At 72.9% G+C, this 26379-nt stretch carries 26 protein-coding genes; 14 read left to right on the top strand and 12 right to left on the bottom strand.

The genetic code is table 11. The annotated features are described in order from the left end of the window. Nucleotides 1–93: 93 nt before the first annotated feature. On the bottom strand, nt 94–2772 hold the full coding sequence (gene polA, locus EDD29_RS32120; RefSeq protein WP_246053109.1) for a DNA polymerase I: 2679 nt from the start codon (nt 2770–2772) through the stop codon (nt 94–96). 140 nt (nt 2773–2912) lie between these two features. Between polA and EDD29_RS32115 the strand changes: the two genes are divergently transcribed. Beyond that, a complete protein-coding gene (locus EDD29_RS32115) occupies nt 2913–3266 on the top strand; it encodes a PaaI family thioesterase (RefSeq protein WP_123670808.1) in 354 nt (117 codons plus the stop codon). Between the two features lie 41 nt (nt 3267–3307). Here the strand turns inward: EDD29_RS32115 and EDD29_RS32110 are convergent, their stop codons facing one another. Continuing rightward, a complete protein-coding gene (locus EDD29_RS32110; RefSeq protein WP_123668025.1) occupies nt 3308–4078 on the bottom strand; it encodes a serine hydrolase in 771 nt (256 codons plus the stop codon). Nucleotides 4079–4217: 139 nt separating this feature from the next. Here EDD29_RS32110 and EDD29_RS32105 point away from each other — a divergent pair, with 139 nt between their 5' ends. The 8 genes from EDD29_RS32105 (at nt 4218) to EDD29_RS32070 (ending at nt 11523) form a co-directional block, all read left to right on the top strand. Beyond that, nucleotides 4218–5369: an efflux RND transporter periplasmic adaptor subunit gene (locus EDD29_RS32105; RefSeq protein WP_123668024.1), complete on the top strand. Its 1152-nt coding sequence runs from the start codon at nt 4218–4220 to the stop codon at nt 5367–5369. After that, nucleotides 5366–6100, top strand: coding sequence for an ABC transporter ATP-binding protein (locus EDD29_RS32100; RefSeq protein ID WP_123668023.1), 735 nt, complete (start codon nt 5366–5368; stop codon nt 6098–6100). The genes EDD29_RS32105 and EDD29_RS32100 overlap by 4 nt, the downstream gene beginning before the upstream one ends. Then, the gene (locus EDD29_RS32095) at nt 6097–7371 is read left to right on the top strand and encodes an ABC transporter permease (RefSeq protein ID WP_123668022.1); all 1275 of its coding nucleotides are present in this window, start codon (nt 6097–6099) and stop codon (nt 7369–7371) included. Before EDD29_RS32100 ends, EDD29_RS32095 begins: the two co-directional genes overlap by 4 nt. 10 nt (nt 7372–7381) lie before the next feature. Further along, complete coding sequence (locus tag EDD29_RS32090; protein ID WP_123668021.1) at nt 7382–7987, top strand: hypothetical protein; 606 nt, start codon at nt 7382–7384, stop codon at nt 7985–7987. An 11-nt stretch (nt 7988–7998) separates the two neighbouring features. Next, on the top strand, nt 7999–8427 hold the full coding sequence (locus EDD29_RS46545) for a PT domain-containing protein (protein WP_211360053.1): 429 nt from the start codon (nt 7999–8001) through the stop codon (nt 8425–8427). Nucleotides 8428–8432: 5 nt separating this feature from the next. Beyond that, entirely contained in the window at nt 8433–9284 is an 852-nt protein-coding gene (locus EDD29_RS32080; RefSeq protein ID WP_123668020.1) for an efflux RND transporter periplasmic adaptor subunit, read from the top strand. Between the two features lie 62 nt (nt 9285–9346). Next, complete coding sequence (locus tag EDD29_RS46540) at nt 9347–9898, top strand: hypothetical protein (protein ID WP_211360052.1); 552 nt, start codon at nt 9347–9349, stop codon at nt 9896–9898. Between the two features lie 20 nt (nt 9899–9918). Beyond that, nucleotides 9919–11523: a CocE/NonD family hydrolase gene (locus EDD29_RS32070; RefSeq protein ID WP_123668019.1), complete on the top strand. Its 1605-nt coding sequence runs from the start codon at nt 9919–9921 to the stop codon at nt 11521–11523. Between the two features lie 109 nt (nt 11524–11632). On the opposite strand, the gene EDD29_RS32065 is transcribed toward EDD29_RS32070, so the two are convergent. Next, nucleotides 11633–11959, bottom strand: coding sequence for a PLD nuclease N-terminal domain-containing protein (locus EDD29_RS32065; RefSeq protein WP_123668018.1), 327 nt, complete (start codon nt 11957–11959; stop codon nt 11633–11635). A gap of 90 nt (nt 11960–12049) precedes the next feature. Here EDD29_RS32065 and EDD29_RS32060 point away from each other — a divergent pair, with 90 nt between their 5' ends. The 3 genes from EDD29_RS32060 to EDD29_RS32050 all read left to right on the top strand — a co-directional run bounded on the left by EDD29_RS32060 (nt 12050) and on the right by EDD29_RS32050 (nt 13753). After that, nucleotides 12050–12766, top strand: coding sequence for a protein phosphatase 2C domain-containing protein (locus EDD29_RS32060; protein WP_123668017.1), 717 nt, complete (start codon nt 12050–12052; stop codon nt 12764–12766). A gap of 56 nt (nt 12767–12822) precedes the next feature. Next, entirely contained in the window at nt 12823–13035 is a 213-nt protein-coding gene (locus EDD29_RS32055; RefSeq protein ID WP_123668016.1) for a DUF2277 family protein, read from the top strand. A 112-nt stretch (nt 13036–13147) separates the two neighbouring features. After that, on the top strand, nt 13148–13753 hold the full coding sequence (locus EDD29_RS32050) for a hypothetical protein (protein WP_148086164.1): 606 nt from the start codon (nt 13148–13150) through the stop codon (nt 13751–13753). Here EDD29_RS32050 and EDD29_RS32045 read toward each other — a convergent pair. Genes EDD29_RS32045 through EDD29_RS32025 form a run of 5 tightly spaced genes read right to left on the bottom strand, consistent with a single transcriptional unit; the run spans nt 13705 to nt 18242 of the window. Then, the gene (locus EDD29_RS32045) at nt 13705–14817 is read right to left on the bottom strand and encodes a hypothetical protein (RefSeq protein ID WP_123668014.1); all 1113 of its coding nucleotides are present in this window, start codon (nt 14815–14817) and stop codon (nt 13705–13707) included. The genes EDD29_RS32050 and EDD29_RS32045 overlap by 49 nt on opposite strands. A gap of 30 nt (nt 14818–14847) precedes the next feature. Continuing rightward, entirely contained in the window at nt 14848–15555 is a 708-nt protein-coding gene (locus EDD29_RS32040; protein WP_246053108.1) for an adenosylcobinamide amidohydrolase, read from the bottom strand. Further along, nucleotides 15552–16313 (bottom strand): ABC transporter ATP-binding protein, encoded by a 762-nt coding sequence (locus EDD29_RS32035; protein ID WP_123668013.1) that lies wholly within the window; start codon nt 16311–16313, stop codon nt 15552–15554. The genes EDD29_RS32040 and EDD29_RS32035 overlap by 4 nt, the downstream gene beginning before the upstream one ends. After that, entirely contained in the window at nt 16310–17317 is a 1008-nt protein-coding gene (locus tag EDD29_RS32030; RefSeq protein ID WP_123668012.1) for a FecCD family ABC transporter permease, read from the bottom strand. The genes EDD29_RS32035 and EDD29_RS32030 overlap by 4 nt, the downstream gene beginning before the upstream one ends. A 4-nt stretch (nt 17318–17321) precedes the next feature. Then, nucleotides 17322–18242: an ABC transporter substrate-binding protein gene (locus EDD29_RS32025; RefSeq protein WP_123668011.1), complete on the bottom strand. Its 921-nt coding sequence runs from the start codon at nt 18240–18242 to the stop codon at nt 17322–17324. Nucleotides 18243–18508: 266 nt separating this feature from the next. Here EDD29_RS32025 and EDD29_RS32020 point away from each other — a divergent pair, with 266 nt between their 5' ends. Continuing rightward, nucleotides 18509–19816: a threonine/serine exporter family protein gene (locus tag EDD29_RS32020; protein ID WP_123668010.1), complete on the top strand. Its 1308-nt coding sequence runs from the start codon at nt 18509–18511 to the stop codon at nt 19814–19816. A 38-nt stretch (nt 19817–19854) separates the two neighbouring features. Here the strand turns inward: EDD29_RS32020 and EDD29_RS32015 are convergent, their stop codons facing one another. From EDD29_RS32015 to EDD29_RS32000, 4 genes are read right to left on the bottom strand one after another with little or no spacing between them, the layout of a single operon-like run. Then, entirely contained in the window at nt 19855–21162 is a 1308-nt protein-coding gene (locus tag EDD29_RS32015; protein WP_123668009.1) for an AAA domain-containing protein, read from the bottom strand. Next, a complete protein-coding gene (locus EDD29_RS32010; RefSeq protein ID WP_123668008.1) occupies nt 21149–22681 on the bottom strand; it encodes a hypothetical protein in 1533 nt (510 codons plus the stop codon). Before EDD29_RS32010 ends, EDD29_RS32015 begins: the two co-directional genes overlap by 14 nt. Next, nucleotides 22678–23769, bottom strand: coding sequence for a hypothetical protein (locus tag EDD29_RS32005; protein ID WP_211360051.1), 1092 nt, complete (start codon nt 23767–23769; stop codon nt 22678–22680). The genes EDD29_RS32010 and EDD29_RS32005 overlap by 4 nt, the downstream gene beginning before the upstream one ends. Continuing rightward, the gene (locus EDD29_RS32000) at nt 23766–24599 is read right to left on the bottom strand and encodes a hypothetical protein (RefSeq protein ID WP_123668007.1); all 834 of its coding nucleotides are present in this window, start codon (nt 24597–24599) and stop codon (nt 23766–23768) included. Before EDD29_RS32000 ends, EDD29_RS32005 begins: the two co-directional genes overlap by 4 nt. A gap of 156 nt (nt 24600–24755) precedes the next feature. Between EDD29_RS32000 and EDD29_RS31995 the strand changes: the two genes are divergently transcribed. Next, entirely contained in the window at nt 24756–26360 is a 1605-nt protein-coding gene (locus EDD29_RS31995) for an alkaline phosphatase D family protein (protein WP_211360050.1), read from the top strand. Nucleotides 26361–26379: the final 19 nt, after the last annotated feature.

The following is a 26379-nucleotide window of genomic DNA, read 5'->3' as shown; positions in this document are numbered from 1 at the left end:
CGCGCAAAGGCGGTGACGCAAGGGTGACCTGCGACACGGTGAAAATGGACGGACAGTGACGCCGGGACCGTCCGGCGGCCCCGGCCGTCACCGTCAGTGGGCGGCGTCGAACCAGGTACGGCCGGTGCCCATGGAGACGGCCAGGGGGGCGCGCAGCGCGTAGGCCCCGTCCATCTGGGTGCGGACGAGTTCCCGGAGGGCGTCGGTCTCGCCGGGGGCGACCTCGAAGATGAGCTCGTCGTGCACCTGGAGCAGCATCCGCGAGGACAGGCCGGAGGAGCGCAGCGCCTCGTCCACCCGGATCATCGCGACCTTGATGATGTCGGCGGCCGAGCCCTGGATGGGGGCGTTCAGCGCCATCCGCTCGCTCATCTCGCGGCGCTGCCGGTTGTCGGAGTTGAGGTCGGGCAGGTAGCGGCGGCGGCCGAGGATGGTCTCGGTGTAGCCGTCGCGGCGGGCGTCGGCGACGACCTCGGCGAGGTAGTCGCGCACCCCGCCGAACACCTCGAAGTACTCCTCCTTGAGGCCGTGGGCCTCGCCGGGGCTGATCCGCAGCTGCTGGGACAGGCCGAAGTCCGACAGGCCGTAGGCCAGCCCGTAGTTCATCGCCTTGATCTTGCTGCGCAGCTCCGGCGTGACGCTGGCCGGATCGACGGAGAAGACCTTGGCCGCGGTGATCGTGTGGAAGTCCGCGCCGGAGGCGAACGCCTCGATGAGCGCCTCGTCGCCGGACAGGTGCGCCATGATCCGCAGCTCGACCTGGCTGTAGTCGGCGGTGAGCAGGCACTCGTAGCCGGGGCCGACGGTGAACGCCTCGCGGATCTGGCGGCCCTCGTCGGTGCGGGTCGGGATGTTCTGCACGTTCGGGTCCGTGGACGAGAGCCGGCCGGTGGCCGCGACCGTCTGGTTGAACGTGGTGTGGATGCGGCCCGTGTCGTCGGCCAGCGGTATCAGCGAGTCCACGATGGACTTGAGCTTCGACACCTCGCGCCAGCGCAGGATGCGCTCCAGCACCGGGTGCTCGTTCTTCTCCAGCAGGCCGGTGAGGGCCTCGGAGTCGGTGGTGTACCCCGTCTTGGTGCGCTTGGTCTTGGGCAGGCCCAGCTCGTCGAACAGGACCTGCTGCACCTGCTTGGGGGAGCCCAGGTTGAACTCGTGGCCGACGGCGTCGAACGCGTTCTGCTCGACCTCCTTGGCCTGCCCGCCGAGCGTGGCCGACAGGTTCGCCAGGTGCTCGTGGTCGATCGCGATGCCCGCGCGCTCCATGCCCAGGAGGATCGGGACCAGCGGCTGCTCCAGCTCGGCCAGCAGCCGGGCCGCGCCGCGCCGCTCGAGTTCGCCGTCGAGCGCCTCGGCGAGGTCCACCACCGCGCGGGCGCGGACCGCGAGCTCCTGGGCGGCGTCGTCCTCGTCGGAGCCGTCGAGGGTGAGCTGGCCGGACTGCTCGGCCTCCTCGCGCAGCTCTCGGTGCAGGAAGCGCAGGACCTGCTCGCCGAGCTCGTAGGAGCGCTGGTCGGGGGCGACGAGGTAGGACGCGAGCCCGGTGTCGGTGACCCCGGCCAGGGTGAGGCCGCGGGCGGCGAAGGCGAGGCCGGGCCCCTTGGCGTCGTGCATGGTCTTGGGCTTGGCCGGGTCGGCGAGCCAGGCGGCGAGGGCCCGCTCGTCCTCCGGGGCCAGCCCGGCGGGGTCGAAGTGGACCGCCGCGCCCTCGACGTCGGCGAGGGCGATCGCGGTGAGATCGCCGCCGCCGCGGCCCCAGCGCCCCGCCACCGCGACGCCGACGCGGCCGGAGCGGGCGGCGAGCCAATCGCCGAGGGCGCCGGGCGAGAGGTCGGCCAGCTCGACGGTGAAGCCCTCTTCGGCCTCGACCACGTTCTCGGAGATGGTGTTGAACAGCCGCTCGCGCAGCTCGCCGCGGAACTCCAGGGTGTCCAGCAGGGCCTGGATCTCCGCGCGCTCCCAGTCGCCGATGGTGAGCTCGGCCGGGGCGGCGTCGAGCTCGACCTCGGTGTCCAGCTTGTTGATCTGCTGGTTGCGGATGACCTCGCCGAGGTGCTCGCGGAGACTTTCGCCGGCCTTGCCCTTGATCTCGTCGACCCGGGCGATGAGGTTGTCCAGCCCGTCGTAGGCGGCCAGCCACTTGGCGGCGGTCTTGGGGCCGACGCCGGGCACGCCCGGCAGGTTGTCGCTGGTCTCGCCGACGAGCGCGGCGAGCTCCCGGTACCGCTGCGGGGAGACCCCGTACTTGGTCTCGACGGCCTCGGGATCCATCCGGGCCAGCACCGAGACGCCCTTGACGGGGTAGAGCACCGTCGTGTTGGCGTCGACGAGCTGGAAGGCGTCCCGGTCGCCGGTGACGATCAGGGTGCGCATCCCCTCACCGGACGCGCGGGTGGCCAGGGTGGCGATGAGGTCGTCGGCCTCGAATCCGGACACCGACAGGTGCCTGATGCGCAGCGCGTCGAGCATCTCCTGGATCAGCTGGACCTGGCTGCGGAACTCGTCCGGCGTCTTGGCGCGGCCCGCCTTGTACTCGTCGTAGGCGGTGTGGCGGAACGTCGGCTCGGAGCGGTCGAAGCAGACGGCGACGTGGGTGGGCTTCTCGTCCCGCAGCACGTTCACCAGCATCGAGGTGAAGCCGAACACCGCGTTGGTGTGCTGCCCGGTGGTCGTCGAGAAGTTCTCCACCGGAAGGGCATAGAACGCCCGGTACGCCAGGGAGTGCCCGTCGAGCAGGAGCAGGGTCTGAGGGGTCGGTTCCGCGATAGCCACGTGCAGAGCCTAGTCTCGACCGGTGACAGTTTCCGGCAACGGCCGGAACCGAGCGGCGGGAGTTCAACGCGGTGGACGCTGAGACAACGGGGTCGCTGGAGGCCTTCTTCGCCAGGGGCGGCGGAGATCTGGGCGACAAGATGGGCATCGAGATCCTGGAGGCCTCGCCCGACCGGGTGGTCGGGAAGATGCCGGTGAAGGGCAATACGCAGCCTTACGGTCTGCTGCACGGCGGCGCGTCCGTCGTCCTGGCCGAGACGCTGGGGTCGGTCGGCTCGGCGCTGCACGCGGGCGAGGGCCGGATCGCGGTCGGCATCGAGATCAGCGCGACGCACCACAGGTCGGCGACCGAGGGCTTCGTCATCGGCGTGGCGACCAAGGTCCACGGCGGCAGGAGCCTGGCGACCTACGAGATCGTGATCACCGACGACGCCGGCCGGCGCGTCTGCACGTCGCGGCTCAGCTGCATGCTCCGCGACGCCCCGAAGGGCTGAACGCCCCCTCCGATGGGAACGTTCCCAGGGAGGCCCCCGGCTCAGGCGATCCCCCGGGCCACGGCGCGCGCGACGTGCTCGACCGTGGCGATCCCCTCCGGCATCGAGGTGCTCCGCTCGGAGATCACCGCGATCAGGTAGTCGTGCCCGTGGCCCGTCACGCGGCCCACGCTGTTGACGGTCCACAGGCCGCCGTGCACGGGCCGGGGGAGCCATCCGTTCTTGAGCGCGACCTTGTCCCCGGTCCTGGCGGCCGCGCTGACGCCCCAGGCCTGGCTCGCCGTGACGTCCCCCATGAGGCCGAGCGCGTAGGAGCGGCTGGTCTTGGTGAGCCTGCTCGTCCGGGAGACGAGCGAGGTGAGCAGCCGCACCTGGTCGTCGGCGCTCGTGGTGGTCGCGCCCCACGCGGAGGAAGGCGTCGTCTGGGTGAGGCCGAGCCTTCGGTTGGCCGCGGCGAGGCCCGCCGCCCCGCCCACCGAGGTGAACAGCGACGTCGCCGCGGTGTTGTCGCTGAGGGTGATCATGTTCTTTGCGAGGGCCTCCTCCCCGGACGTCAGGGCGCGGTCGGCGTCCTGGGCCTTGAGGAGCAGGGTCTCGAGGATGTCCAGCTTGACGATGCTCGCGGTGGCCGTGCGGACCTTCGGGTGGTACCGGTAGGTCTGCCCCGTCTCCAGATCGGTGACGGCGGCCGACACGGTTCCGGAGCGGTCCGCGAGGTAGGCGTTGAGCTTGGCCGTGAGGCCCGCCGCGGTGTTCATCCCCGTCACCTGCCCCAGAGCGAGCACCGCCGACAGCACAATGGGCGGAATCATGCCAAGGACGGTGGCTTACCCGGATGAGTCATTTCTTAACCGGAAATCGGACGTTAGATGAGTGTGCGGCGGTGGATCTCATCTGACTCTCACGTGGGGATCACCGGCGGCCCAGAAGACCTCGGCAGCCTCGGCTCTCATGAAATCCCTCATCAAGCGCCGGGCCGTCGTGGTCAACGGCACGCTGGGCGTGCTGCTGGTCGGCGGTGTGGGCGTCGCCTATCTCTCCCTCGGGGATGGAGCGCTATTCGGAGAGGACGAGCCGGCGGCGGCGACCACCCGGACGGTGTCGGTCTCGCGCGGCGACCTGACGGCGTCGGTGTCGGCGTCCGGCTCCGTGGAGAGCGCCAAGTCGAGCGCGCTGTCCTTCTCCGGCTCCGGCACCGTGGACGAGATCTACGTCAAGGTCGGCGAGAAGGTCGCCAAGGGCGAGAAGCTCGCCGTCCTGGACCAGACCGAGGCGCTGGAGAACCTTGAGGCGGCCCAGGCCAACCTCGCGGTGGCCGCCGACGGCGACACCGACTCCACCCAGGGCTACGCCCAGTACGTCCAGGCCAAGAACTCCGTGCAGAGCGCCCAGCGCGCCCTCGACGGCACGATCATCTACGCGCCCTTCAAGGGCACCGTCACCGCCGTCAACGGCGAGGAGGGCGGCTCGTCCTCGGGCTCGTCCGGCTCCTCCTCCGGGACGGCCGGCTCGACCGGCTCGACCTCCTCCTCCGGCTTCATCGAGATCGCCAACCCCAGCAAGCTCAAGGTCGAAGGCAGCTTCACCGAGTCCGACACGACCGACATGAAGGTCGGCCAGAGCGCGACCGTCAGCTTCAACGCGCTGAGCGACGTCACCGCCGAGGGCAAGGTCACCGCGATCGACACCGAGCCGACCACGACCAACAACGTCGTGTCCTTCTCCGTGACGATCACGCTGACCTCCAAGCCCGCGAAGGTCCGCATCGGCCAGACCTCGACCGTCACCGTGGTCACGTCAGAGGCCAAGGACGTGCTGTACGTCCCGGCCGCGGCGATCAGCACCGCGGGCGGCCAGAGCACGGTGACCGTCGTGAAGGACGGGCAGACGTCCATCGTCACGGTGGAGACGGGCGTCACCGGCACCTCGGGCACCGAGATCACGTCGGGCGTCGAAGAGGGCGACCAGATCCAGGTGACCAGCACGACCACCGGCTCCACCACCACCGGCGGCTTCCCCGGCGGCGGCACCTTCCCCGGCGGCGGCACCGGCGGCTTCGGTGGCGGCGGCACCGGTGGATTCGGCGGCGGTGGCGGCCGATGACCCCCCCTGTCCTCGACGTCCGGGGCGTGACCAAGGTCTACGGCCAGGGCGAGACGACCGTGCACGCGCTGCGCGGCGTCACCCTCCAGGTCGAGCGCGGCGACTACGTGGCGATCATGGGCCAGTCCGGGTCCGGCAAGTCCACGCTGATGAACATCCTCGGCTGCCTCGACGTGCCGACCGCGGGCCGCTACCTGCTGGACGGCACCGACGTGGGCGTGCTCCAGGAGGCGCAGCTGTCGATCCTGCGCAACCGCAAGATCGGGTTCATCTTCCAGTCGTTCAACCTCATCCCCCGGATGAGCGCGCTTGCCAACGTCGAGCTTCCCCTCGCGTACGGCGGCGTGAAGCCCGCGGAAAGGCGCCGTCGCGCCTTGGCCGCGCTGGAGATGGTCGGTCTCTCCGACCGCATCGGGCACGAGCCGAACGAGCTGTCCGGCGGCCAGCAGCAGCGCGTCGCCGTCGCCCGCGCCCTGGGCACCTCGCCGTCGCTGCTGCTCGCCGACGAGCCGACCGGCAACCTGGACACCCGCTCGACCCAGGACGTCCTGGACATCCTCGACCGGCTGTCCGACGCCGGGCGGACCATCGCCATCATCACCCACGAGGACGAGGTCGCCGCGCGTGCCAAGCGGGTCCTGAAGCTCGTGGACGGCGACATCATCGAGGACCGGCGCCAGGCGCCCGTCCAGGGTCCGCCGCCCGCCCTGCTGGCCGGAGGAGCCCGGTGAAGTTCTACGAAGTCCTGCGGTTCGCCCTGCGCGGCCTCGGCGCCAACAAGCTGCGCAGCGGTCTGACGACCCTCGGCATCCTCATCGGCGTCGCCTCGGTCATCCTGCTCGTCGCGGTCGGCAACGGCTCCTCGGAGGCGATCAAGAGCAGCATCAGCTCCCTCGGCGCCGGCTCCCTGACCGTCTCCTCGTCCACGACGGGACGCGGTGGCGGTGGCGGTGGCGGTGGCGGAGGGTTCCCCGGCGGCGGCCAGTCCTCGACGTCCAGCGGCCCGCGCACCCAGGCCAAGCAGCTGACGATCGACGATGCCAAGGCGCTCGTCGACCCCGACAAGGCCCCGAGCGTGGAGAGCTCCTCCCCGGTGGTGAACGCGAACTCCGTCACCACCACCTATGAGACGACGAGCCACGACATCAGCCAGTTCATCGGGACCTACCCGGGCTACTTCAAGGCGGCGAACAAGACCGTCGAGAAGGGCGCCGGATTCACCCAGGCCCAGGTGGACGCCCGCGCGAAGGTCGTCCTCATCGGGCAGACCGTCGCCGATGAGCTGTTCGGCACGGTCGACCCGCTCGACAAGAAGATCAACGTCGACGGCACCACCTTCACCGTCATCGGGGTGCTCGCCGCGTCGGGCTCGTCCTCGACCGGCTTCCAGGACGCCGACGACGTGGCCATCGCGCCGATCACCGCGGTGCAGGGCAGCCTGACGAGCTACGGCTCGCTCAGCCAGATCGTCGTGCAGGCCAAGAACGCCGACGTGGTCGACGCCGCGCAGAGCGAGATCACCGAGATCCTCAACCAGCGGCACGAGATCACCGGCTCCACCGCGGACTTCACGGTCTACAACCAGGCCTCCGCGCAGGACGCCGTCGCCGACTCCAGCAAGACCTTCACGGTGCTGCTCGCGGCGGTCGCGGCGATCAGCCTCCTCGTCGGCGGCATCGGCGTCACCAACATCATGCTCGTCACGGTCACCGAGCGGACCCGCGAGATCGGCATCCGCAAGGCCATCGGCGCCCCCAAGAGCGCGATCCTCGGGCAGTTCGTCGCCGAGGCGACGATCCTCTCGGTGCTCGGCGGGATCCTCGGCGTCGTCGTCGGGGTGGTCGGCAGCCGGTTCGAGATCGTCGGGGTCAAGCCCGTGATCATGCCGTCGTCGGTCGCGCTCGCGCTCGGCGTCTCGGTCGCGATCGGCCTTTTCTTCGGCAGTTACCCCGCCAACCGCGCGGCCAACCTGCGGCCCATCGAAGCCCTGCGACACGAGTAGAGGACGGATCATGAGCAAGGCACGACGCGCGGGCGAGGGCGACCCGTCCGCGACCCGGACCGACGCGGCACCCGTCGTGGAGACGGGACCGGCGGTCCTCGACGGCAGCCCCTTCGAGGGCGACCTCGAAGCCGACCTCGCGGCCAAGCCGGGCCGCGCGAAGCCGCGGCCCGCGACCTACCTGGTCGCGGGGATCATCGCGGTCGCCGGGTTCATCGGCGGCGTCCAGGCGCACAAGACCTGGGGCGCCGAGGAGACCGGGACGGGCGGCATGCCGACCGCGTCCGGGCAGCGCCAGGGCGGCGGAACCGGCGGTTTCGGTGGCGGTGGCTTCGGCGGCGGGGTCACCGCCGGGACCGTCACCAAGGTGAAGGACGGCGTCATCACGCTGAAGACGTCCGACGGAGAGAGCGTCGAGGTCAAGACCAGCGGCGACACCACGATCACGCTCAGCGAGAACGGCGAGGCGGCCGACCTGAAGTCCGGCGCGAGCGTCGTCGTGCGGGGCGAGACCGGTGAGGACGGCACGGTCACCGCCACGTCCGTCAGCGAGGGGTCCGGCACGTCCGGGTTCCCCGGCGGCGGTGGCGGCCTGCAGGCACCCAGCGGAAACTGAGGAGACCCCCCATGAAGAAGATCGTGCGTATCGCCGGCGGCCTCGCGCTCGCCGGGGTCCTGGCCTGCACCGCGGCCTGCGGCGGTGACGAGGCGACGGACGGCGGCACCCAGAACGGCGGGGACTTCACCGCCTTCCAGGAGTGCCTGGAGAAGAACGGCGTCTCGATGCCGCAGGGCGGCGGCATGGGCGGGGGCGGCCAGCGGCCCTCGGGCGCGCCGACCGGCCGGCCCTCCGACCGGCCCACCGACATGCCGAGCGGCCAGCCGACGGGTCGGCCGTCGATGTCGGCCGAGCAGCAGGCGGCCTTCCAGGAGTGCTCCTCGCTGATGCCGCAGGGCGGTGGCGGCGGGGGCTTCCCCGGCGGCGGCCAGGGCGGTGAAGGCGGTCAGGGCGGCGGCGACGGCGGCCAAGGCGGCGGCGACCAGAACGGCAGTTGAGGACCATGAAGTTCGACAAGACCACGGCAGCCGCGCTCGGCGTTCTCGGCGTCCTGCTCGCGGGCGGCCTCACCGGCTGCTCCGGTGACGGCGACGGCGCGGACGCGGCCGAGCCCGCGGCGTCGGCGAGCGCCTCGGCGTCCCCCGCGGCGCCGGCCGACGCGGCCGCGGAAGGGACGGTCTCGGCTTCCGGGACCGTCGAGAGCGCCCGCGTCACCTCGCTCTCCTTCGCGACGGGCGGCATCATCGCCGACGTCGACACGAAGGCCGGCAGGAAGGTCGCCAAGGGCGACCTGCTGGCGACCGTGGACGCGACCGTCCCGACCGAGTCCCTGAACGCCGCCTACACCGCGTACGTCGCGGCGCAGGACAGCTACGCGGACGCCGAGAAGGACCAGAAGAAGCAGCTGTACGCCTCGATGATCCAGGCGCGCAACACCTACCGGAAGGCCCAGCGGGAGGTGGACGGCACCAAGATCTACGCGCCGTTCTCCGGCACGGTCACCTCGGTGACCGCCGTGGTCGACGCCGAGGCGTCGGCGGGCTCGGCGATGATCACGCTGACCGACATGAAGGACCTGCGGGTGACCGCGGACTTCACCGAGGCCGACGCGATCCTGCTCAAGGCGGGCCAGAAGGCGTCGATCACCTTCGACTCGCTCGGCAAGACCGTCAAGGGCAAGGTGACGACCGTCGCGCCGACCCCGGTCAGCGCGGAGAGCACGACCGCGGGGGGCGGCGGCTTCCAGCAGTCGTCGACCACGGTGGTGCGCTACGAGGTGCTGGTGTCGCTGTCGTCGCTGCCCGCGAAGATCCGCACCGGCATGCCGGTGACGGTGGAGGTCACCACCGGCTGATCTCATCGTTCTCTCATCGGAGCCTCACCGATCACCCAGACGGCGGCCCGATGCTGCCACCCATGTCCGAGCCCATGAGCCCGCAGGAACTGCTGGAGACGTCCCCGTACGAGGAGACGCTTGAAGAGGCTCTCGCCGCGCACCCGCCCCGGGCCAAGCTGCCCGTGGCGACCCTCGTCCTCGGGGCGGGTGTGGTGGCCGTCGTCGGTTTCATCGGCGGCGTCTACGCAGACAAGCAGTGGGGTGGAGCCGACGCGTCCACCGTCGCGCAGGGGCCGCAGCGCGGTTTTCCCGGCGGAGGCCAAGGCGGTTTCCCCGGCGGAGGCCAGATGGGCGGAGGGCAGAACGGCCAGGGAAGGCCGGGCGGCCAGACCGGCGGAGGCGGCGGGTTCGGGGGCGGCGGGTTCGGGGGCGGCAACGTCACCATGGGGACCGTCGGGAAGGTCTCCGGGAACACCGTCGAGGTCAAGACCGCCGACGGCCGGACCGTCAAGGTGCAGATCGGCGACCAGACGACGGTCACCACCACCAAGACCGGTACCGTGAAGGACCTCGAGCCCGGTGTGACCATCGTGGTGCGCGGCGACCAGATCTCGGTACAGCCCGGCGGCTGACCGGCGGCTAGGCTCGCGGCATGCCGCCGCTCAGCCGCGTCGCCGCCCGCGTCCTCGGGCTGCCCCCCGCGCTCTCCCGCGACATCGAGGTGCGCAGGGGCGTGCCCGTGCCGTCGTTCGACGGCACGGTGCTCCGCGCCGACGTCTACCTGCCGCGCCGGGTGCCGGACGCGCCGACCGTCCTCGTGCGCAGCCCCTACGGGCGGCGAGGATGGGTCGCGCAGGCGACCGCCTGGCCGTTCGCCGAGCGCGGCTACCAGGTCGTCGTCCAGGCGGTGCGCGGGACGGACGGTTCAGCAGGCGAGTTCAGCCCGTTCGACGAGCGCCGCGACGGCCTCGCCGCGCTCGACTGGGTGGAGCAGCAGCCCTGGTGGAACGGCAGGACCGTGACGTTCGGGCCGAGCTACCTCGGCCTCGCGCAGTGGGCGATCGCCGCCGAGGCGGGCGGAAGGCTCGCCGCGATCGCGCCGTTCGCCAGCGCCTCGCAGTTCCGCGACCAGACCTACCTCGGTGAGGCGTTCACGCTGCGCGGCAGCCTGTCATGGGCGGCGGGCATGGCCCGGCGGACCGGCGCGGCGCCCCGCCGGCCGGGGTCGGCCCGGCGCCTGGCCCGCGCCTACGCGACGCTGCCCCTCGCGGACGCGGACGTCGCCGCCGCGGGCGTCCCGATCGGCTGGTACCGGCAGTGGCTCGCGCACGCGGAGCCCGGTGACGCCTACTGGACGGGCTCGCGCGACCACCGCGCGACGGTCGCCGACGTGACCGCCCCCGCGACGCTGGTCACCGGCTGGCACGACATCTTCCTCCAGTCCCAGCTCGCCGACCACGAGGCGCTCGCCGCGGCGGGCCGGACGACCCGGCTGACGATCGGCCCGTGGCGGCACACCTCGCCCGCGCTGTTCGGCGCGGCCGCGCGCGACGCCCTCGACTGGTTCGGCGCGCACCTGCGCGGCCTGCCTCCCGAGGGCGACCCCGTGCGGCTCTACCTCCAGGGCGCCGATGAGTGGCGGGGCTACGCCTCCTGGCCGCCGCCCGCCGAACCTCGTGCTTTCCACCTCCAAGGCGACGGCACCTTGCGGGACGAGCCTTCGACCGAGCCTTCGTCCTCGTCCTTCACCTATGACCCTTCGGACCCGACTCCGGGAGAGGGCGGCCCGCTGCTCGGCTCGGGAGGCGGGCCGCGCGACCAGCGCGCGGTCGAGACCCGCTCTGACGTCCTGGTCTTCACCTCGCCGCCGCTCGCCCGCGACCTCGACGTCGTCGGCCCGGTCCGCGCCCGGATCCACCTGCGGTCCGACACCGCGCACACCGACCTGCTCGTCCGGGTCTGCGACGTGGACCGCGCGGGCCGCTCCACCGGAGTCTGCGACGGCCTGCGCAGGCTCGTCCTCGAAGGCCCCGGTCCGCACGAGGCCGACCTCGACCTCTGGCCGACGGCCCACCGCTTCCGCGCGGGCCACCGGATCCGGGTCCACGTCGCGGGCGGCTCGCACCCCCGGTTCTCCCGAAACCCCGGCACGGGCGAACCCCTCGGCACGGCCACCAGGCTGGTCAGGCAGCGCCACGAGATCCTGCACGGGCCCGCGCACCCGTCAACGGTGCTGCTGCCCGTCACGTCGGGCTGAGCCCCCGGGAGGCCGGTCGGGGAAGGCCCGGGGCGGGCGGCTGGGGAGCACGCGGCGGCCGAGGACGATCAGGCCCGGGGACCGGTGACGCGCCGTGCCCGTCGACCGGTCAGGTGTCGTCGCCCTGCTGCTGCTCGCGGGCCTTGCGGCGCTGCTCCTCGACGCGGGCCTGGAGGCCGCGCAGGAAGTCCTCGTCGTCGTCCGGCGCCGAGGCGACGGTCGCGGGCGGCCGCCGCCACAGCTCCCACGGCGGACGGGGCCTGCCGAACAGCACCCACAGGATCGAGCCGATGTCGGGCAGCAGGAGGACGATCACCAGCCAGAAGAGCTTCGGGAGCGCCCGGGTCTCTTGCGCGTCGGTGGTGAGCACATCGAAGATGCAGAAGATCCAGAACGCGAGCAGGATCAGCCCGAAGCCACCGAAGAGCAGGAGCATGGGTCTCGTCCTTTCCGAAGACGGGTCGGTGAAAACGGTAGTCGAACAATGGACGTCCGGTGGGCGTCCGGCGGGGACCGGGAGGCATCCATGAAGGTGAGTTGGGCGACTCGGGCCGTTCCGAACAGGGACTGGCCCAACGAGGACTTCGTCGCCGCGGCGGACGGGGCGGTGGTGGTGCTCGACGGGTGCAGCCTCCCGCCGGGCACCGACCTCGGCTGCCGGCACGGAACCGCATGGTACGCCCGTACGCTCGGCCTCGACCTGCTGGGCCGGATGCTGGAACCCCCGGTGGCCCCGATGGATCGCGGCAACGCGCTGCGAGCCTGCCTGGCGGACGCGATCGAGGCGGTCGCGCAGCGCCACGCCGGCACCTGCGACCTCCGCCATCCGGCGACGCCCGCCGCGACCGTCCTCGCGCTGCGCGAGCGCCCGGAGGGGGTGGAGTACCTGGTGCTCGCCGACTCGGTGCTGCTGCTGGACTCCGGCGACAGCGTCGAGGTCGTCTCCCGCGAGTACGCCCGCACCTACGCCGCCGCCGATCCGGCCGCGGCGGCCCGCGCGATCACCGGTGCCCGGCCGCCGGGGGCGCTGCGCAGGGCCGCGCTGCTCACCGACGGCGCGTCCCGCCTCGCCGACCGCTTCAAGATCCTCGGCTGGCAGGAGCTGCTGACCCTGCTTGTCGCCGACGGTCCCGAGGCCCTCATCGACCAGACCCGCTCGGCCGAGGACGCCGACCCCGACTGCCAGCGCTGGCCCCGCGCCAAGCGCCACGACGACGCCACGGCCGTGCTCTGCGTCCTGTGACGTCCTCCCTCGGGCGAGGGAGGCGGGCAGCGCGGCGAAGGGGCGATGATGGAGGTATGTGCAGGAGCATCAAGACGCTGAGGCCGCCGTTCACCGAGGACGCCACGGAGGACGACGTGCGCGCCGCCGCCCTCCAGTACGTCCGCAAGATCTCCGGGTTCCGCCAGCCCGCCGCGCACAACGCCGCGGCCTTCGAGGAGGCCGTGGCGGCCGTGGCCGAGGCCACGGCGGTGCTGCTCGACCGGCTCGAGATCCGCGGCAGGGCCTGACGGGGAGGGCGGACGGGCGCGGCCCGCTGATCACCGGTCAGGAAGTCTCCGGGCGGGGTGTGCCGCGGTAAGTCTTGTGCGGGAGCCGCCGTTGACCCCACGATAGGTGACCATGGGTCATAGTCCGGGTTCCGGTCCGCACGAGGCACAGGAGGCGTTCCGTACGGAACTGGCGGGCCGTGCCGTGTGGAAGCTGCTGGTGAAGAGCCTGGATCTGTACCTGCCCGGGCACAAGCCCGTGCCCGGTGACGTGCGGTTCTCCTCCCGCCCCGGGCCCGCGCCGGTCTTCGCCGACGCGAGCGGGTTCGGTTTCCAGTTCCCGCGCGGCGTCGCGCGGCGCGAGGTGGACCGGGAGATCTTCGTGCGCGGCGACCGCGGCCGCCTCACCGGCATCGCCATCCGCGGCCCGTACGCCGCGGTCGGCAGCCGCGTCGTCGACGCGGCCTCGCTCACCGCCTACGCCCGCAGGCTGACCTACCAGACCCTGTTCGACCCGCACGACGCGGACACGGCGGGCTCGGCGGTGCGGGCCGCGAAGTCGCTGAGCGACGTGGTCTTCCTCGACGACGAGAAGGGCCTCGGCCTCGGCGTGGAGCTCGACCGCGAGACGGGCAGGCCGCACGCCCGGCTCCTGGTCCGGATGACCGGGGACGGGGTCGTCGTGCAGGCCTATCCGGAGGCGGGGCGGACGGCCCAGGCCGTCAGATCCCAGAACTGATGCACGGCGAGCTCGCGCAGCCGGGCGGTGGCCGAGGCGGGGTCGGCGAGCAATCCGCGCCGCTCGAACTCGGCGCTCTGCACGTGTGAGAGCACCCCGCAGACCAGGGTGTCGGTGGTCCGGCTGACCACCAGCGGGCCGATCTTGGCGACCGCCCCCGCGGACTCGTGCAGCGCGCGCAGCAGCGCCCGGACCGAGGCGGCGTCGCCGCCCGCGCCGTGCCGGGTCGCCGCGAGGCCGGTGTCCATGGTGAGCGACAGCAGCAGCGAGGTGTAGCCGCCGCCCAGCTCCTCCAGCATCCGGCCGGTCAGGTAGTAGCGGGTCAGGTTCTCCTCGACGCTGCGGAACCTGATGTGCAGGCCGCTGCCCTCGACGCAGCGCTCGTAGACGTCGGCGAGCACCTCGCGCAGCGCCGGGTCGGCCGACATGAGCGAGCCGCCCACGGTGGTGAGAGGCTCGGTTCCGTCGTCGAGGGTGCTGGTGATCGCGTGGTCGAGCTCGCCGGAGGCGTAGCCGAGCAGGTCGGCGACGACCTCCTCGATCTCTTCCAGGGTCGAGGACAGGTCGCGGTGCAGCTCCATCACCCGGCCCCGGTCGGTCTCCAGGTCGGCGATCCGCGACAGCGCGGCCTCCATGCGGGCCTCGCCGCTCGCGCCGGCGACCGCCGGAACGGCGACGGGCGGCTGGGCCGACTCCATGTCCGAGAGCCTGCCGCGCAGCTCGGCGAGCACCTCGCGCTGCTTCTCCAGCTCGTGCAGCCGGATCGCCTGGGCCCGGATGTACTCCTCGGCGCGGTGCAGCAGCGACGACATCTCGTCGATCCGGCCACCGTGCTGGCTGACCCGGAAGCCCAGGTCGGGCAGCATCCGCTGCTTGACCTCGGTGATCTCCTCGTTGAGCTCCCGGCCCGTCGTCTCCAGCCGGTTGTGCTGGCGCAGCACCAGGTCGTGCAGGTCGCGCACCCTGCTGACGAACGCCTCGGCCTGGTACTTGGACTGCCTTCCGGCGTAAAGCTCCAGGACCCCGACTGCCACGCAGAGCAGAACGAGGACGACGGTCACCATCGCGCGCTCCTTGATCGGTTTACCGCGACTTTAACCCAACGTGCCCCGGTCCGGCCGCCCCGTGGACGCGATCAGTCCCAGTCTGCGGCGGTAGTCGAGCGCCCCCGCGAGGACCGCCGCGTGCACGGCCCGCGCGATCCTGGCGCCCCACACCGAGCGCGGCCCGGCGAACGGCTCGGGCTCGCCCAGGGGCGGGGCGGCGACGCACACGGCGTCGCTCGCCGTGCCCGAGCAGTCGTATCCGGCTTCCAGCAGGGCCTGCGTCTTGGCCTCGGTGACGGTGAGGACGGCGTTCACCAGCGCCGCGTCCGACAGCGCGACGGGCACGTCGACGACGATGTTGATCGTCCCGGGCCGGTAGCCGGGCGTCACCATGGGAGCCAGCTCGGGGTCTTGCGCGCCCTCCTGAGCGGCCGCCCATGTCGGGACCCTGAGACCGACGGTGGCGACCGCGTGAACGCCGCCGTCCCGGCCGGTCTCGTGGGCGTTCACCTCCGCCGCGGTAAGGAGGCCGACCCCGGGGCCGTCGAGGCCGAAGCCGGAGGCCAGTTCTCCCAGGTGCGCCACAGGGTCCATCCGCGAGTAGCCGCCCGGCACCTGGGCGTTGAGCACCCAGCCGCCCTCGGCGATGCCGCCGCCGACCATCCCCGAGGAGATCATCCGCCGGGGCCCGGACCGCCAGACCAGCGCGGGCAGCCGCGCCCCGTCCTCGTCCCGCCACGCGGTCTCGATGTTCACGGCCGCTCCAATGCCAGCAGGGGCCGGCCGTCCGGCCCGTCGGTGACGCGCACGCGCGCGCCGAAGTGGGCGGCCACCAGGTCGGCGGTGAGCACCGCGCCGGGCGGACCGGAGGCGGCGATCCGGCCGCCGGACACCAGGGCCAGTTCGTCGGCGTACTGCCCGGCGGCGCCCAGGTCGTGCAGGGTGGTGACGACGGTCAGGCCCTCCTCGGTCCGCAGTTCGTCGAGGAGTTCCAGCACCTGCTGCTGGTGGCCGAGGTCGAGGGCGGTCGTCGGCTCGTCGAGGAGGAGGACGGGCGCCTGCTGGGCGAGCGCGCGGGCCAGCACGACCCGCTGCCGTTCTCCGCCGGACATCCGGCCGAGCCGTCTTCCGGCGAAGCCCGTCAGGTCGAGTCGCGCCAGGGCGGCCTCCGCGACCGCCCGGTCTCGGGCGGACTCGCGGGCGAAGTAGCCGAGGTGGGGGGCGCGTCCGAGGAGCGTGTAGTCGAAGACCGTCAGATCCTCGGGGAGCACGGGGTTCTGCGGCGCGTAAGCGATCGTCCTGGCTCGCTCGCGTCCCCGGAACGCCGTACGCCCGGCAAGGGCGACCCGTCCGGAGTAGGGCAGAAGCCCAGCGACGGCTTGGAGCAGTGTGGACTTGCCCGCCCCGTTGGGCCCGACGACCGCCACCCACGCGCCCTTGCCCACGGTCAGCGAGACGCCGTCCAGGACGCGCCGCCCGTCGCGGTCGACGGACAGGCCGGCGACCTCGATCACGAGGACCGCCCCCGGGACGAGCGCAGGACGGCGAGGAAGAAGGGCGCTCCGACGAACGCGGTGACGACGCCGAGGGGCAGTTCCGCCGGGGCGACGATGGTCCGCGCGAGCAGGTCGGCGAGGACGAGGAAGGCCGCCCCGCCCAGGAACGACAGCGGCAGCACGACCCGGTAGGAGCCCCCGGCCAGTATCCGCACGAGGTGCGGCACGACGATGCCGACGAACCCGATCAGCCCGCTCACCGCCACCGCCGACGCGGTCGCCAGCGACGCGGCGGCCAGCACGGTGAACCTGACCCGGGCGGCCCGCACCCCCAGGGCCGCGGCCTCGTCGTCGCCGACCGCGAGGAGGTCCAGGAGCCGTCCGTGCAGCAGCAGCACGACCGTCGAGACGAGCGCGTACGGCGCGACCATGCCGAGGGTCTGCCAGGACGCGCCGGACAGCCCGCCGAGGATCCACGTGTAGACCTGCTGGAGGTCCTCCAGCCGGCTCTGCTGGAGGAACGTCTGCGCGGCCGACAGGAAGGACGAGACCGCCACACCCGCGAGGATCAGCGTGCCGGTCCCGGGCCCGGCCGCCCGGCCGAGCGCATAGGCGAGCGCGACCCCGGCGAGCGCCCCCGCGAACGCCGCGAGCGGCACGCCGAGGCGCGGTGCGACCGGCACGTACAGGATGACGAGGGTCGCGCCGACGCCCGCGCCCGCCGCCGACCCGAGCAGGTACGGGTCGGCGAGCGGATTGCGCAGCACGCCCTGGTAACCAGCGCCCGCGAGCGCCAGCAGCCCGCCGACCAGCGCGCCGAGCAGCACCCGGGGGAGGCGCAACTCGAAGACCAGCGCCTCCTCCATGGCCGAGAGCCCCGAGGGCAGCCCCGCGACGGCCCGGAGCACCGCGCCGGGCGGCAGCGCGATCGCGCCGACGAGCAGCCCGGCCGCCAGGGACGCCAGCAGCACCGCGAGCGTGACCGCCAGCGGCACCGGGCGGAGCCGGGCACGGGAACGCATAGGGCTAGGCCGCGGCCTTCTGGACCGCGGCGGAGACCGCCTCGATCAGGTCGGGCAGCCGCGGGCCCCAGCGGGAGGCGATGTCGTCGTCGAGCGCCACGACGCCGTCCTCCTTGACCGCGGTGAGCCCCGACCAGCCCGCGCGCTCGGAGACCGTCTCGGCGGACTGACCCGCGCCCTTGGCGTCGGCCAGGAAGATCAGCCGCGGGTCGGCCTTGAGCACGGCCTCTGCGGAGAGCTGCGGGTAGCCCGTGCCCTGCTTGTCGGCCCCGTCGGCGATGTTCTCCAGCCCGAACAGGCCGTAGATCTGGCCCATGAAGGTCTTGGAGGTGATCGTGTAGAGGTCGGTGGTGACCTCGTGGAAGTACGTGAGGCCCGAACCGTCCGGCACGGCCTTCACCGCGGCGTCGATGCGGTCGCGCATGGTCTCGACGACCTCGGTGGCCTCCGCGGACTTGCCGGTGGCGGTGCCCAGGTCGGCGATCTGGTCGTAGGAGTCGTCGAGGACGGTCGCCGCGGGCTCCTGGATGACCGGGATCTTCAGCTTGCCGAGCGCGCCGACGATCCCGTCCATGTCGTCGGAGAGGACGACGAGGTCGGGCTTGTACCCGGCGATGGCCTCGGCGTTCGGCTTGAACCCCGACAGGTCGGTGCGCGGCGCCTCCTCGGGGTACGTCGAGTAGTCGTCCACCGCCACGACCTGGCCGCCCGCGCCGATCGCGAACAGCATCTCCGTGGTGGTCGGGGACAGCGAGACGATCCGCTCGGCCGGGCCCGGCAGCGTCACGGTCCCGTTGGCGGCCTCGACGGTGACGGGGCCCGCCGAAGGAGAGCCCGTGCCCTCGGCCTCGCCGGAGGACGTGGAGAAGCCGCAGCCTGCGGCGAGGGGGAGAAAAAGCACAAGAGCGCCCAGCGCGCGTCGCATTTCCGTGGCCTTCCTGAGGGGCCGGCGGCCGACGAGCGCCCGGCGGGGGACGGCCCGCCCTTCCACCGAGGGTTCGGTTACGCCTGCGCGGCGAGGCGGCCTGGCTTCGCCCGAGGGCGATCACAGTTGCGGGACAGCGCCGGAATCACACCGGACTTCGCTCACCTGCGCAGCTCGCACGGTATCGCAAAGACTTGACCAGGTCGGCGACGGGGTCGGCCCGCCCGGTGATCGGCTGGCTACGCTCGCGCCGGGGGAGGCACGGGTTGCAGGAGCGCACCGAGGAGCAGGCCGCCTATCTGGCGATGGAGCTCGCGCTGCGGGTCGGCGAGTTGATGCTGGCGGGCGGCGAGTCCGCCGAGAGCGTCGAACGGGCGGTCTCCCTGTTCGGCCGCGCGCTCGGCATGCCCGCCCGCTCGGAGGTGAACGTCACCCTGTCGGCGATCTCGGTCTCCTACCTGCCCGGCCACGGGCGGCCGCCGGTCACCGGGGAGCGCACGATCCGCCGCAGGGTCCCGGACTTCACCCGGGTCGTCGCGGTCGACCGGCTCGTGGCGGAGACCGAGCGCGGCGAGATGACGATCGAGGAGGCCGCCGAGGGGCTGCGCCGGATCATCTCCGGCCCCGGGCCCTATCCGTGGTGGGTGCACGCGCCGACCCTGGCCGTCCTCGCGGGGGCGGGCGCGGTCCTGGTCGGCGGCGGGTTCCTGTCCGCGCTCGGCGCGTTCGGCGCGACCCTCGCCGGCGACCGGGTCGCGGCGCGGCTCGGCGCTCGCGGCGTCTCGGAGTTCCTGCAGACCGCGTTCGCCGCCGCGCTCGCCGCGACCCTCGCCGCGCTGCTCGTCTGGCTCGACGCCGAGGTGCGCGCCGGGGCGGTGATCATCGGCGTGGTGATCGCGCTGATCCCCGGACGTGCCCTGGTCGCGAGCCTCCAGGACGGCATCGCGGGCGACTACGTGACGGGCTCGATCCGCCTCATCGAGGCCCTCTACATCATCGCGGCGATCCTCAGCGGCGTCGGTTTCACGATCTACGTCGCGGCCCGCCTCGGCGTGCCCATCTCGCTGGAGCACCTGCCGCTCGCCCGGCTCACGGCCGGGAGCTCCGTCATCGCGGCGGGGGTGATCTCCGCCGCGTTCGCCGTGCACGTCGTGGTGCCGCCGCCGTGGGTCGCCCCGGCGGCCGTCGGCGGCATGGTGAGCTGGACCCTGTTCACCCACCTGCTGCGCCAGGACGTCGCGGCCCCCGCGGCGACCCTCCTGGCCACCCTCGTCGTCGGCCTGTTCATGACCGCGCTCGCCCGGTACCGGGGCGTTCCCCCGATCGTCGCGGTGGTGCCGTGCGTCGCGCCGCTCATGCCGGGCTCGCTCATGTACCGGGGCCTGCTGGAGATGACGACCGGGCACACCCAGACCGGGCTGGTCACCCTGATCGAGGCGCTGTCGACCGCGCTCGCGCTCGGCGCGGGCGTCATCCTGGGCGGCGAGCTGCTCCGCGCCATCCGGCCCGTCCAGCTGACCGCCGCCCAGCTCCTGTCGCCCGTGGCCCGCCGCAGCCGCCGAGTCCGCCGCTGACCCGGGCCGCCGCTGACCCGGGCTTCGGACGGCGGCCGTCAGACGGTGACCTTGTAGCCCTCCAGGTGGGCAAGGACGGACTGGTTGGCCTCCCAGCCGTCCGGGAACTTCACGGGCAGGCCGAGGTGGACCGGGCCCGTCGAAGGGTGGGCGTCGAGGAGGTCGGGGATGCCCGCGCGGGCGACCACGACGCAGGCGTGGCGGTGCCGGGAGGCCAGGACGCACAGGCGGCCCGCCTGGAGGTGGAACTCGGTGGCGTCCCGGCGGCCCGACAGCGGATGCAGCACGACCGTCACGTCGTATTCACGGCCCTGGAGGCGGTTCGCGGTGTCCACCGTGATGCCCGTCCCGGCGAGCTGCGCCTTGATCGCGGCGACCTGGTCGCGGTGTGCCGCGCCGACCGCGATCCGGTCGGCGGTCACGGGCTTCTCCGTGCCGTCGGAGGTCGCGATCGCACCCCGGTGCAGCACCCGGGTGGCCAGCTTCGCCGTGGCGGTGACGGCCTCGGCGTCGGTCCGGATCGTGTGCCTGCGGGGGAGCTCGTACAGGCTCCAGCCGGACGCCGCGGCGATGTCGAGCGCGTCGTCGTAGGCGCCGATCCCGGCCGCGCCGAACCGCAGCAGCCGGTCGCCGTGCTCGGTTCCGGCGCGGAACCCGGTGTAAGGGTAGAACGCGTCCGAGACGACCGGGGCGGCCGACGCGGGCAGCCGCCACGACACCGGGAGCCGGTGCACCGGAAGGTCGGGGTTGTGCGCGAGCAGCACCGAGACCGCCGACTGGGTCGGGTCCCACGACTGGCCCGCCCAGCGCCCCGCGTCGACGGTCGAGAACGGGTCGAGCTGGCCGGGGTCGCCCACGAACAGGGCGCGTTCGAACCGGGCCGCGATCCGCAGCAGCGCGTCCGAGCGCATCTGGTACGCCTCGTCGACGATCGCCCACGACCAGGTGCCGTCGGAGACCGTCGCCCACTTGGCCGCGGTCGCGATGACGAGCGGGACCCCGGCCAGCGCGTCGATCTTCGGGCTGATCAGCACGTTCGGCAGCTTGACCCGGTCGCTCGGCTGGTAGTCGCCCGCCGACAGCCGCCCGATCACCAGCTCGGACGTCTTCGCGCACAGCCGCTCGACCAGGTCGTCGACCTGCTCGTTGGTCTGCGCCACGATCATCAGCCGCTCGCCCGCACCGGTGAGGTGCAGCGCGGCCTTCACCACGAGCGTGGACTTGCCCGCGCCGGGCGGGGAGTCCACGACGACGCCGCGGTGGCTCCCGTCGGCGAGGTCGGCGAGCACCCCGGCGACCGCGGCGTCGGCGAGCGCGCCAGGCGAGCGGAGGTCAAGCGCGCTCATGGGTCATCTCCTCGGCGGTCGTCTCGTTCGGCTCCAGGAGCAGCGCCTCGGGCGGGCCGCCGTGCGTCCACGGGGTGTCCTCGGGCTCGGGCAGCGATCCGCCGGGCCGGAACTCGTCGGCGAAGGAGGTGAAGCACATGGCCTGGCCCTCCTCCGGGATCGAGCCCGGCAGCGGCTTGCGCGCGTTGCCCATCCCGTTCTCGATCCGCAGGGTCACCCTGCCGAACGCGACGTCCAGCACCTCGGCCTTCTGGGTGCGCGCCGTGTTGTGCACGATCGCCCCGGGCTCCAGCCGCATCCGGTCCTTCGTCCGGATCGTCACCAGCGGGCGGCGCAGGCCCTTCTCGTTGACGTTCTCCGGATCGACCGCCTCGACCTCGCCCTGGAACGCCTCCCCGGTGAGCCGGTACTCGGCCATCACCAGGGGGTCGTCGAGCGCGCGCTGGACGGAGTACCGGGAGGCCGCGGCCTCCAGCGAGGCGAGCCTGCGCGCCGCCGCGACGGCCCCGTCGTGCCTGGCCTGCGGGACGCCCTCGTCCAGGGACTCCTCGAAGTTGGTGAAGGACTGCCGGTCGCCCTCGAAGCGGTTGGGCACATGCGGGGCCTCGGGCAGCTCGCGCAGCAGCCCGACCGCGTGCCACATCAGCCGCCAGGTCGGCTCCATCTGCTCGGCGAGCCGCTCGCGCAGCAGCTCCTCGGCGTGCTCGCGGGCCGGGCCCTCGGGCGCGGTGTCGTAGGCGGTGATCATCGGCGCGAGGATCTCGTTGTCGAACGTCGGGTCGGTCGCGGGCCCGGCGGGCGGCACCGTCAGGGGGTCTTCGGCGAGCTCGGCCATGTCCCGGCCCACCAGCGTCCTGCCGGGCGCGGGCGCGCCCATGAGCGCGGCCAGCGAGGGACCGGGGTCGATCCAGCCGAGCAGCGCCGCGAGGTTCCCGTCCTCCATCGACGACTGCCCGGACGCCCAGTGCGCGCCGAGCAGTTCCGTCATCGCGCACAGGGCGCTCGCGCCCGGGTAGTCCGACCGGTCGGCGAACCAGGTGAGCCAGCGGCCCAGCACGGGCACCTCGGGCGCCACCGGCCACTCGCCGTCGGTCTGCCGGAAGCGCGTCGCGCGCCCGGCCATCCGCAGGAAGTCGATCGCGGCCCGGTTCGGCACGAGGATCTGCGGCGCGTCCAGGTACCGCTCGTAGGTCTCGCCCTTGCGCTCGCCGCGCTTGATCTCGATCGTCTCGGCCGTCGCGGTGGCCGCGGCGACCTCGCCGAGCACGATCCGGCCGAGCTCGGCGAAGAACGCGAACCGCAGGTCCCGGTTGCGCGGCTGCGGCACCAGCAGCACCCGCGCCTTGTCCGGGTGGTTGCCGACCATCGCCGCGAGCGGCGCGGCGGCCTCGCCCGCGAGCTTGAGCGGGATGAGGACCAGCGGGTCCTCGGCGAGCCGCACGTGCCGGACGCTCGCCAGCGGCACCGCGCGGCCGTCCCGCAGCGCCTTCATGCGCGCCACCGCGCCCAGGACGCTCATCGGGCGATCTCCGCCAGGAGGCGGTAGGCCTCCTGGAGCTCCCCGGCGACTTCTTCCAGCGCCTCGTCCTCCGGGTCCGCGCCGCGCGCGATGTCCAGGGCCTTGTCGACCCGGGTGATCCCGCCGAGCTGGTCGCCGATCTGCCGGCCGAGCTGGTCGGTGGAGCCGCAGGCGCGGGCCTCGGCCCGGCAGTACAGGGACAGGTCGCAGTGGGTGCGGCAGCCCGGCTCGTACCGTGCCTCGATCCGCTGGACGGACTCGCCGAGCCCTTCGTCCATCGCGAAGGTGACGTCCTCGGGCAGCGCGTCGAGGAGCTCGTCGATCCGCTGCATCCGCTGGAGCTGGCGCCGGATGACGCCGAGCTGCTGGCGCACGTCCACGAGGGTCGCGGTGGGGCGGTTGGTGAAGTTCTCCGGGCAGACCAGGACGACCCGGTCGGCGACGAGGCTCTCGTCGTAGCCCAGCTCGGTCATGAGCAGCCGGAGCGCCAGCACGTAGACGGCCGACTGCCGGGCCGCCGCGGCGACCTGCTCGGGGTTGGCGCGGCCGTCCACGATCGGGAACGACTTGATCTCGATGATGTGGAAGGCGCCCTCGAACCGGAAGGCGATGACGTCGGGCTCCAGGTAGACGGGGTGGCCGCCGACCTCGATCCGCAGCAGCGGATGGTCGAACAGGGTCCCCTCGCCCTCCACCGCGCGCTTGAGCAGCTGCTTGGTGCGCGCGTAGCGGACCTCCCGGCTGACATTCCCGCCCACTTCCTCGAGGTCGGCGTACTCCGACTCGGGGACGGGCAGGCCGAGCTTGTCGCGGAGCAGCCCGTACAGGGGGGCGCAGCCGTCGGACTTGACCGTCGCCTCGAAGGCGTTGCCGCGGGTGATGGCGAACTGGGACTGTCCGAAGTGCGGCGGATGCCCGAGGAACCGGGCGATCTGCGCCTTGTCGGCGCCCGCGGCGTCCAGCAGGGCGCGGCGCTTGCAGCCGGGGTTGGTGGTCAGCGCGGCGATGCTGCGCGCGTCGTGGTTGCGGGGCGGGGCGTCCCCGCGCATCCTGTCGAGCCGGGCGTCCACGGCCTCCAGCGCGCTCACGAGCCGACCCCGAGGGCGCGGGTGCTCTGGAGCCGGGCGCCGAAGAGCTGGGCGACCTGGTCGAGCTGGCGGGCGGCCCGCTCGGCGGCCTCGGCGCGGTGCGCGGCGTCGGCCTCGCGGTGCACGTCGAGCTCGGCGTGCGCGGCGGCGCGGACCGCGGAGAGGTCCACGGTGCCCTGGACGCCCGCGGCGCGGGGGATGCCCGCGGCGAAGCGCCACAGCAGGCGGCGGGCGGCCGGGCCCGGCTCGGCGTCCAGCCGCTCCAGGTGCTCGGTGACCCGCACGGCGGAGGTCAGGAAGTCCACCCGGGGGCTGAGCGGGCCGACCATCCGGGTGGCCGCGGGCCAGGTGCTCACCGCGAGCAGCCCGCGCGCGGGCGCCAGCAGATCGGAGGTGAGCGCCGCGCACAGATAGAACGGCCGCGTGTGCGGGCCGGACCGGAACGAGCGCTCCTCGTCGCGGCGGAGGCTGGTGAGCTGCCCGGCGTTCAGGGGGCCGGAGTAGAACGCCTCGTGGACGCTCTGGATCAGCTTGGGCGCCGCGGGCACGCCGAGCAGGGTGAGCGCGTGGTGCACCTGGTCGCGGACCGGGATCAGCCGTGCGGGCTCGGCGGGCTCGGGGGCGGCGGGCGCCATGACCGCGGTGTCCCAGGCCTGCTCCAGGCGGCGCAGCTCGGCGCGCAGCACCCGGGCGGCGGCCCGGTCGCCGCGGCCCACCGCACGCCGGACGTCGGTGCGCAGGGCGGCGATGCGCTGTTCGAGACGGTCCGCGGATTCGCCGGGCGCCGAATCGCCTGCCGCGGGGTCGGGGGAAGGGTCGTCGTGCGACATGCAGCGGAGGCTACCGGAAGTTCCCTGGAGTTCCAGGGTTTTCCAGGGACATCACGCGTGTCGTGTCGTCCCTGGCGAAAGATTCGGTGAACGGGACATGGCCTTCTGCGGCCGTGCCTATTGTCAGTTTCGTCACGCTGATTACCTTCGGCGCTTGTGACCCACCTCAATCGCCGCGACGCACTGAAGCTCGGCGGCACCGGAGCCGCCCTGGCCCTCATGGCCCCGGCCGCCGCGTCCGCCGCCCCCGACCCCCTCTTCGCCCACGGCATCGCCTCCGGCGACCCGCTTCCCGACGGCGTCGTCCTGTGGACCAGGGTGACGCCGGTCCCCGAAGCGCTCCCCGGCAGCGGTGCCGGACCGCAGATCCAGGTCTCCTGGCAGATCTCCGAGGACCCCGGCTTCGCGAGCCTCGCCGCCTCCGGCGTCTTCGCCACCGGACCGGACCGCGACCACACCGTCAAAGTGGACGTCCGGGGACTCGACCCCGGGACCGCCTACCACTACCGCTTCGCCTACGCCGGGACCTATTCGCCGACCGGGCGCACCCGCACCGCGCCCGCCGCCGACGCGGCCGTGGACTCCCTCGCCTTCGGCGTCGTGTCGTGCTCCAACTGGGAGGCGGGCTACTTCTCCTCCTACCGCCACCTCGCCGCCCGCGAGGACCTCTTCGGCGTCATCCACCTCGGCGACTACATCTACGAATACGGCACGGGCTCGTACGGCGCGGGCGACGTCGTCGTCCGCAGGACCGCGCCCGAGCACGAGATCATCACGCTGGCCGACTACCGGATCCGGCACGCCTGCTACAAGACCGACCCCGACCTCCAGGCCGCCCACGCCAGGCACCCATGGCTGATCGTCTGGGACGACCACGAGGTCGCCAACGACGCCTGGGCCGATGGCGCGGAGAACCACGACCCCGCCACCGAGGGCTCGTACGCGGCCCGCAAGGCCGCCTCCCACCGGGCCTACCAGGAGTGGATGCCCGTACGGTTCTCCCCGGACGGCGCCATCTACCGGTCGCTGAAGTTCGGCTCCCTCGCCGAGGTCGTCCTCATGGACCTCCGGTCCTACCGCTCCCTCCAGCAGGGCGGCCTCGCCGTCGACGACCCCGCCAGGACGATGACGGGCGCGCCGCAGATGGCGTGGCTGAAGGACACCCTCGCGGCGAGCACCGCGCGCTGGAGGGTCGTCGGGACGTCGGTGATGATCAGCCCGCTGGTGCTGGGCTCGCTCACCGCCGAGGCCCTCGGCCCGATCGCCGAACTGCTCGGCCTGCCCCAAGGCGGTCTCACCCTCAACCCCGACCAGTGGGACGGCTACACCGCCGACCGGGCGGAGCTGCTGGGCGCGCTCAACGCGCGCGGCACGGGCGACACGGTGTTCCTCACCGGCGACATCCACACGAGCTGGGCCAACGAGGTCCCGCTCAAGGCCGGTACCTACCCGATCAGCCCGTCGGTGGCGACGGAGTTCGTGGTCCCGTCGGTCACCAGCGACAACATCGACGACATCCTCGGCACCGCCCCCCGCACCACCTCCCTCGCCATCGAGTCGGCGGTCGGGGTCACCAACCGGCACGTGCGCTGGCTCAACATGGACGACCACGGCTTCGGCGTCTTCCAGATCGGGCAGTCCCAGACCCGGATGGACTGGTACTTCCTGTCCGACCGCAAGAACCCCGCGGCGACCGCCCGCAAGGCCGTCTCCTACACGACCGCGCACGGCACCGCGAAGCTCAAGCGCGCCTGGGGCTAGCGCCGTCCGGGCTCCCCGA

This window comes from Actinocorallia herbida (genome assembly GCF_003751225.1).
Taxonomy (GTDB): domain Bacteria; phylum Actinomycetota; class Actinomycetes; order Streptosporangiales; family Streptosporangiaceae; genus Actinocorallia; species Actinocorallia herbida.
This window is presented reverse-complemented; position numbering and strand designations above follow the sequence as displayed.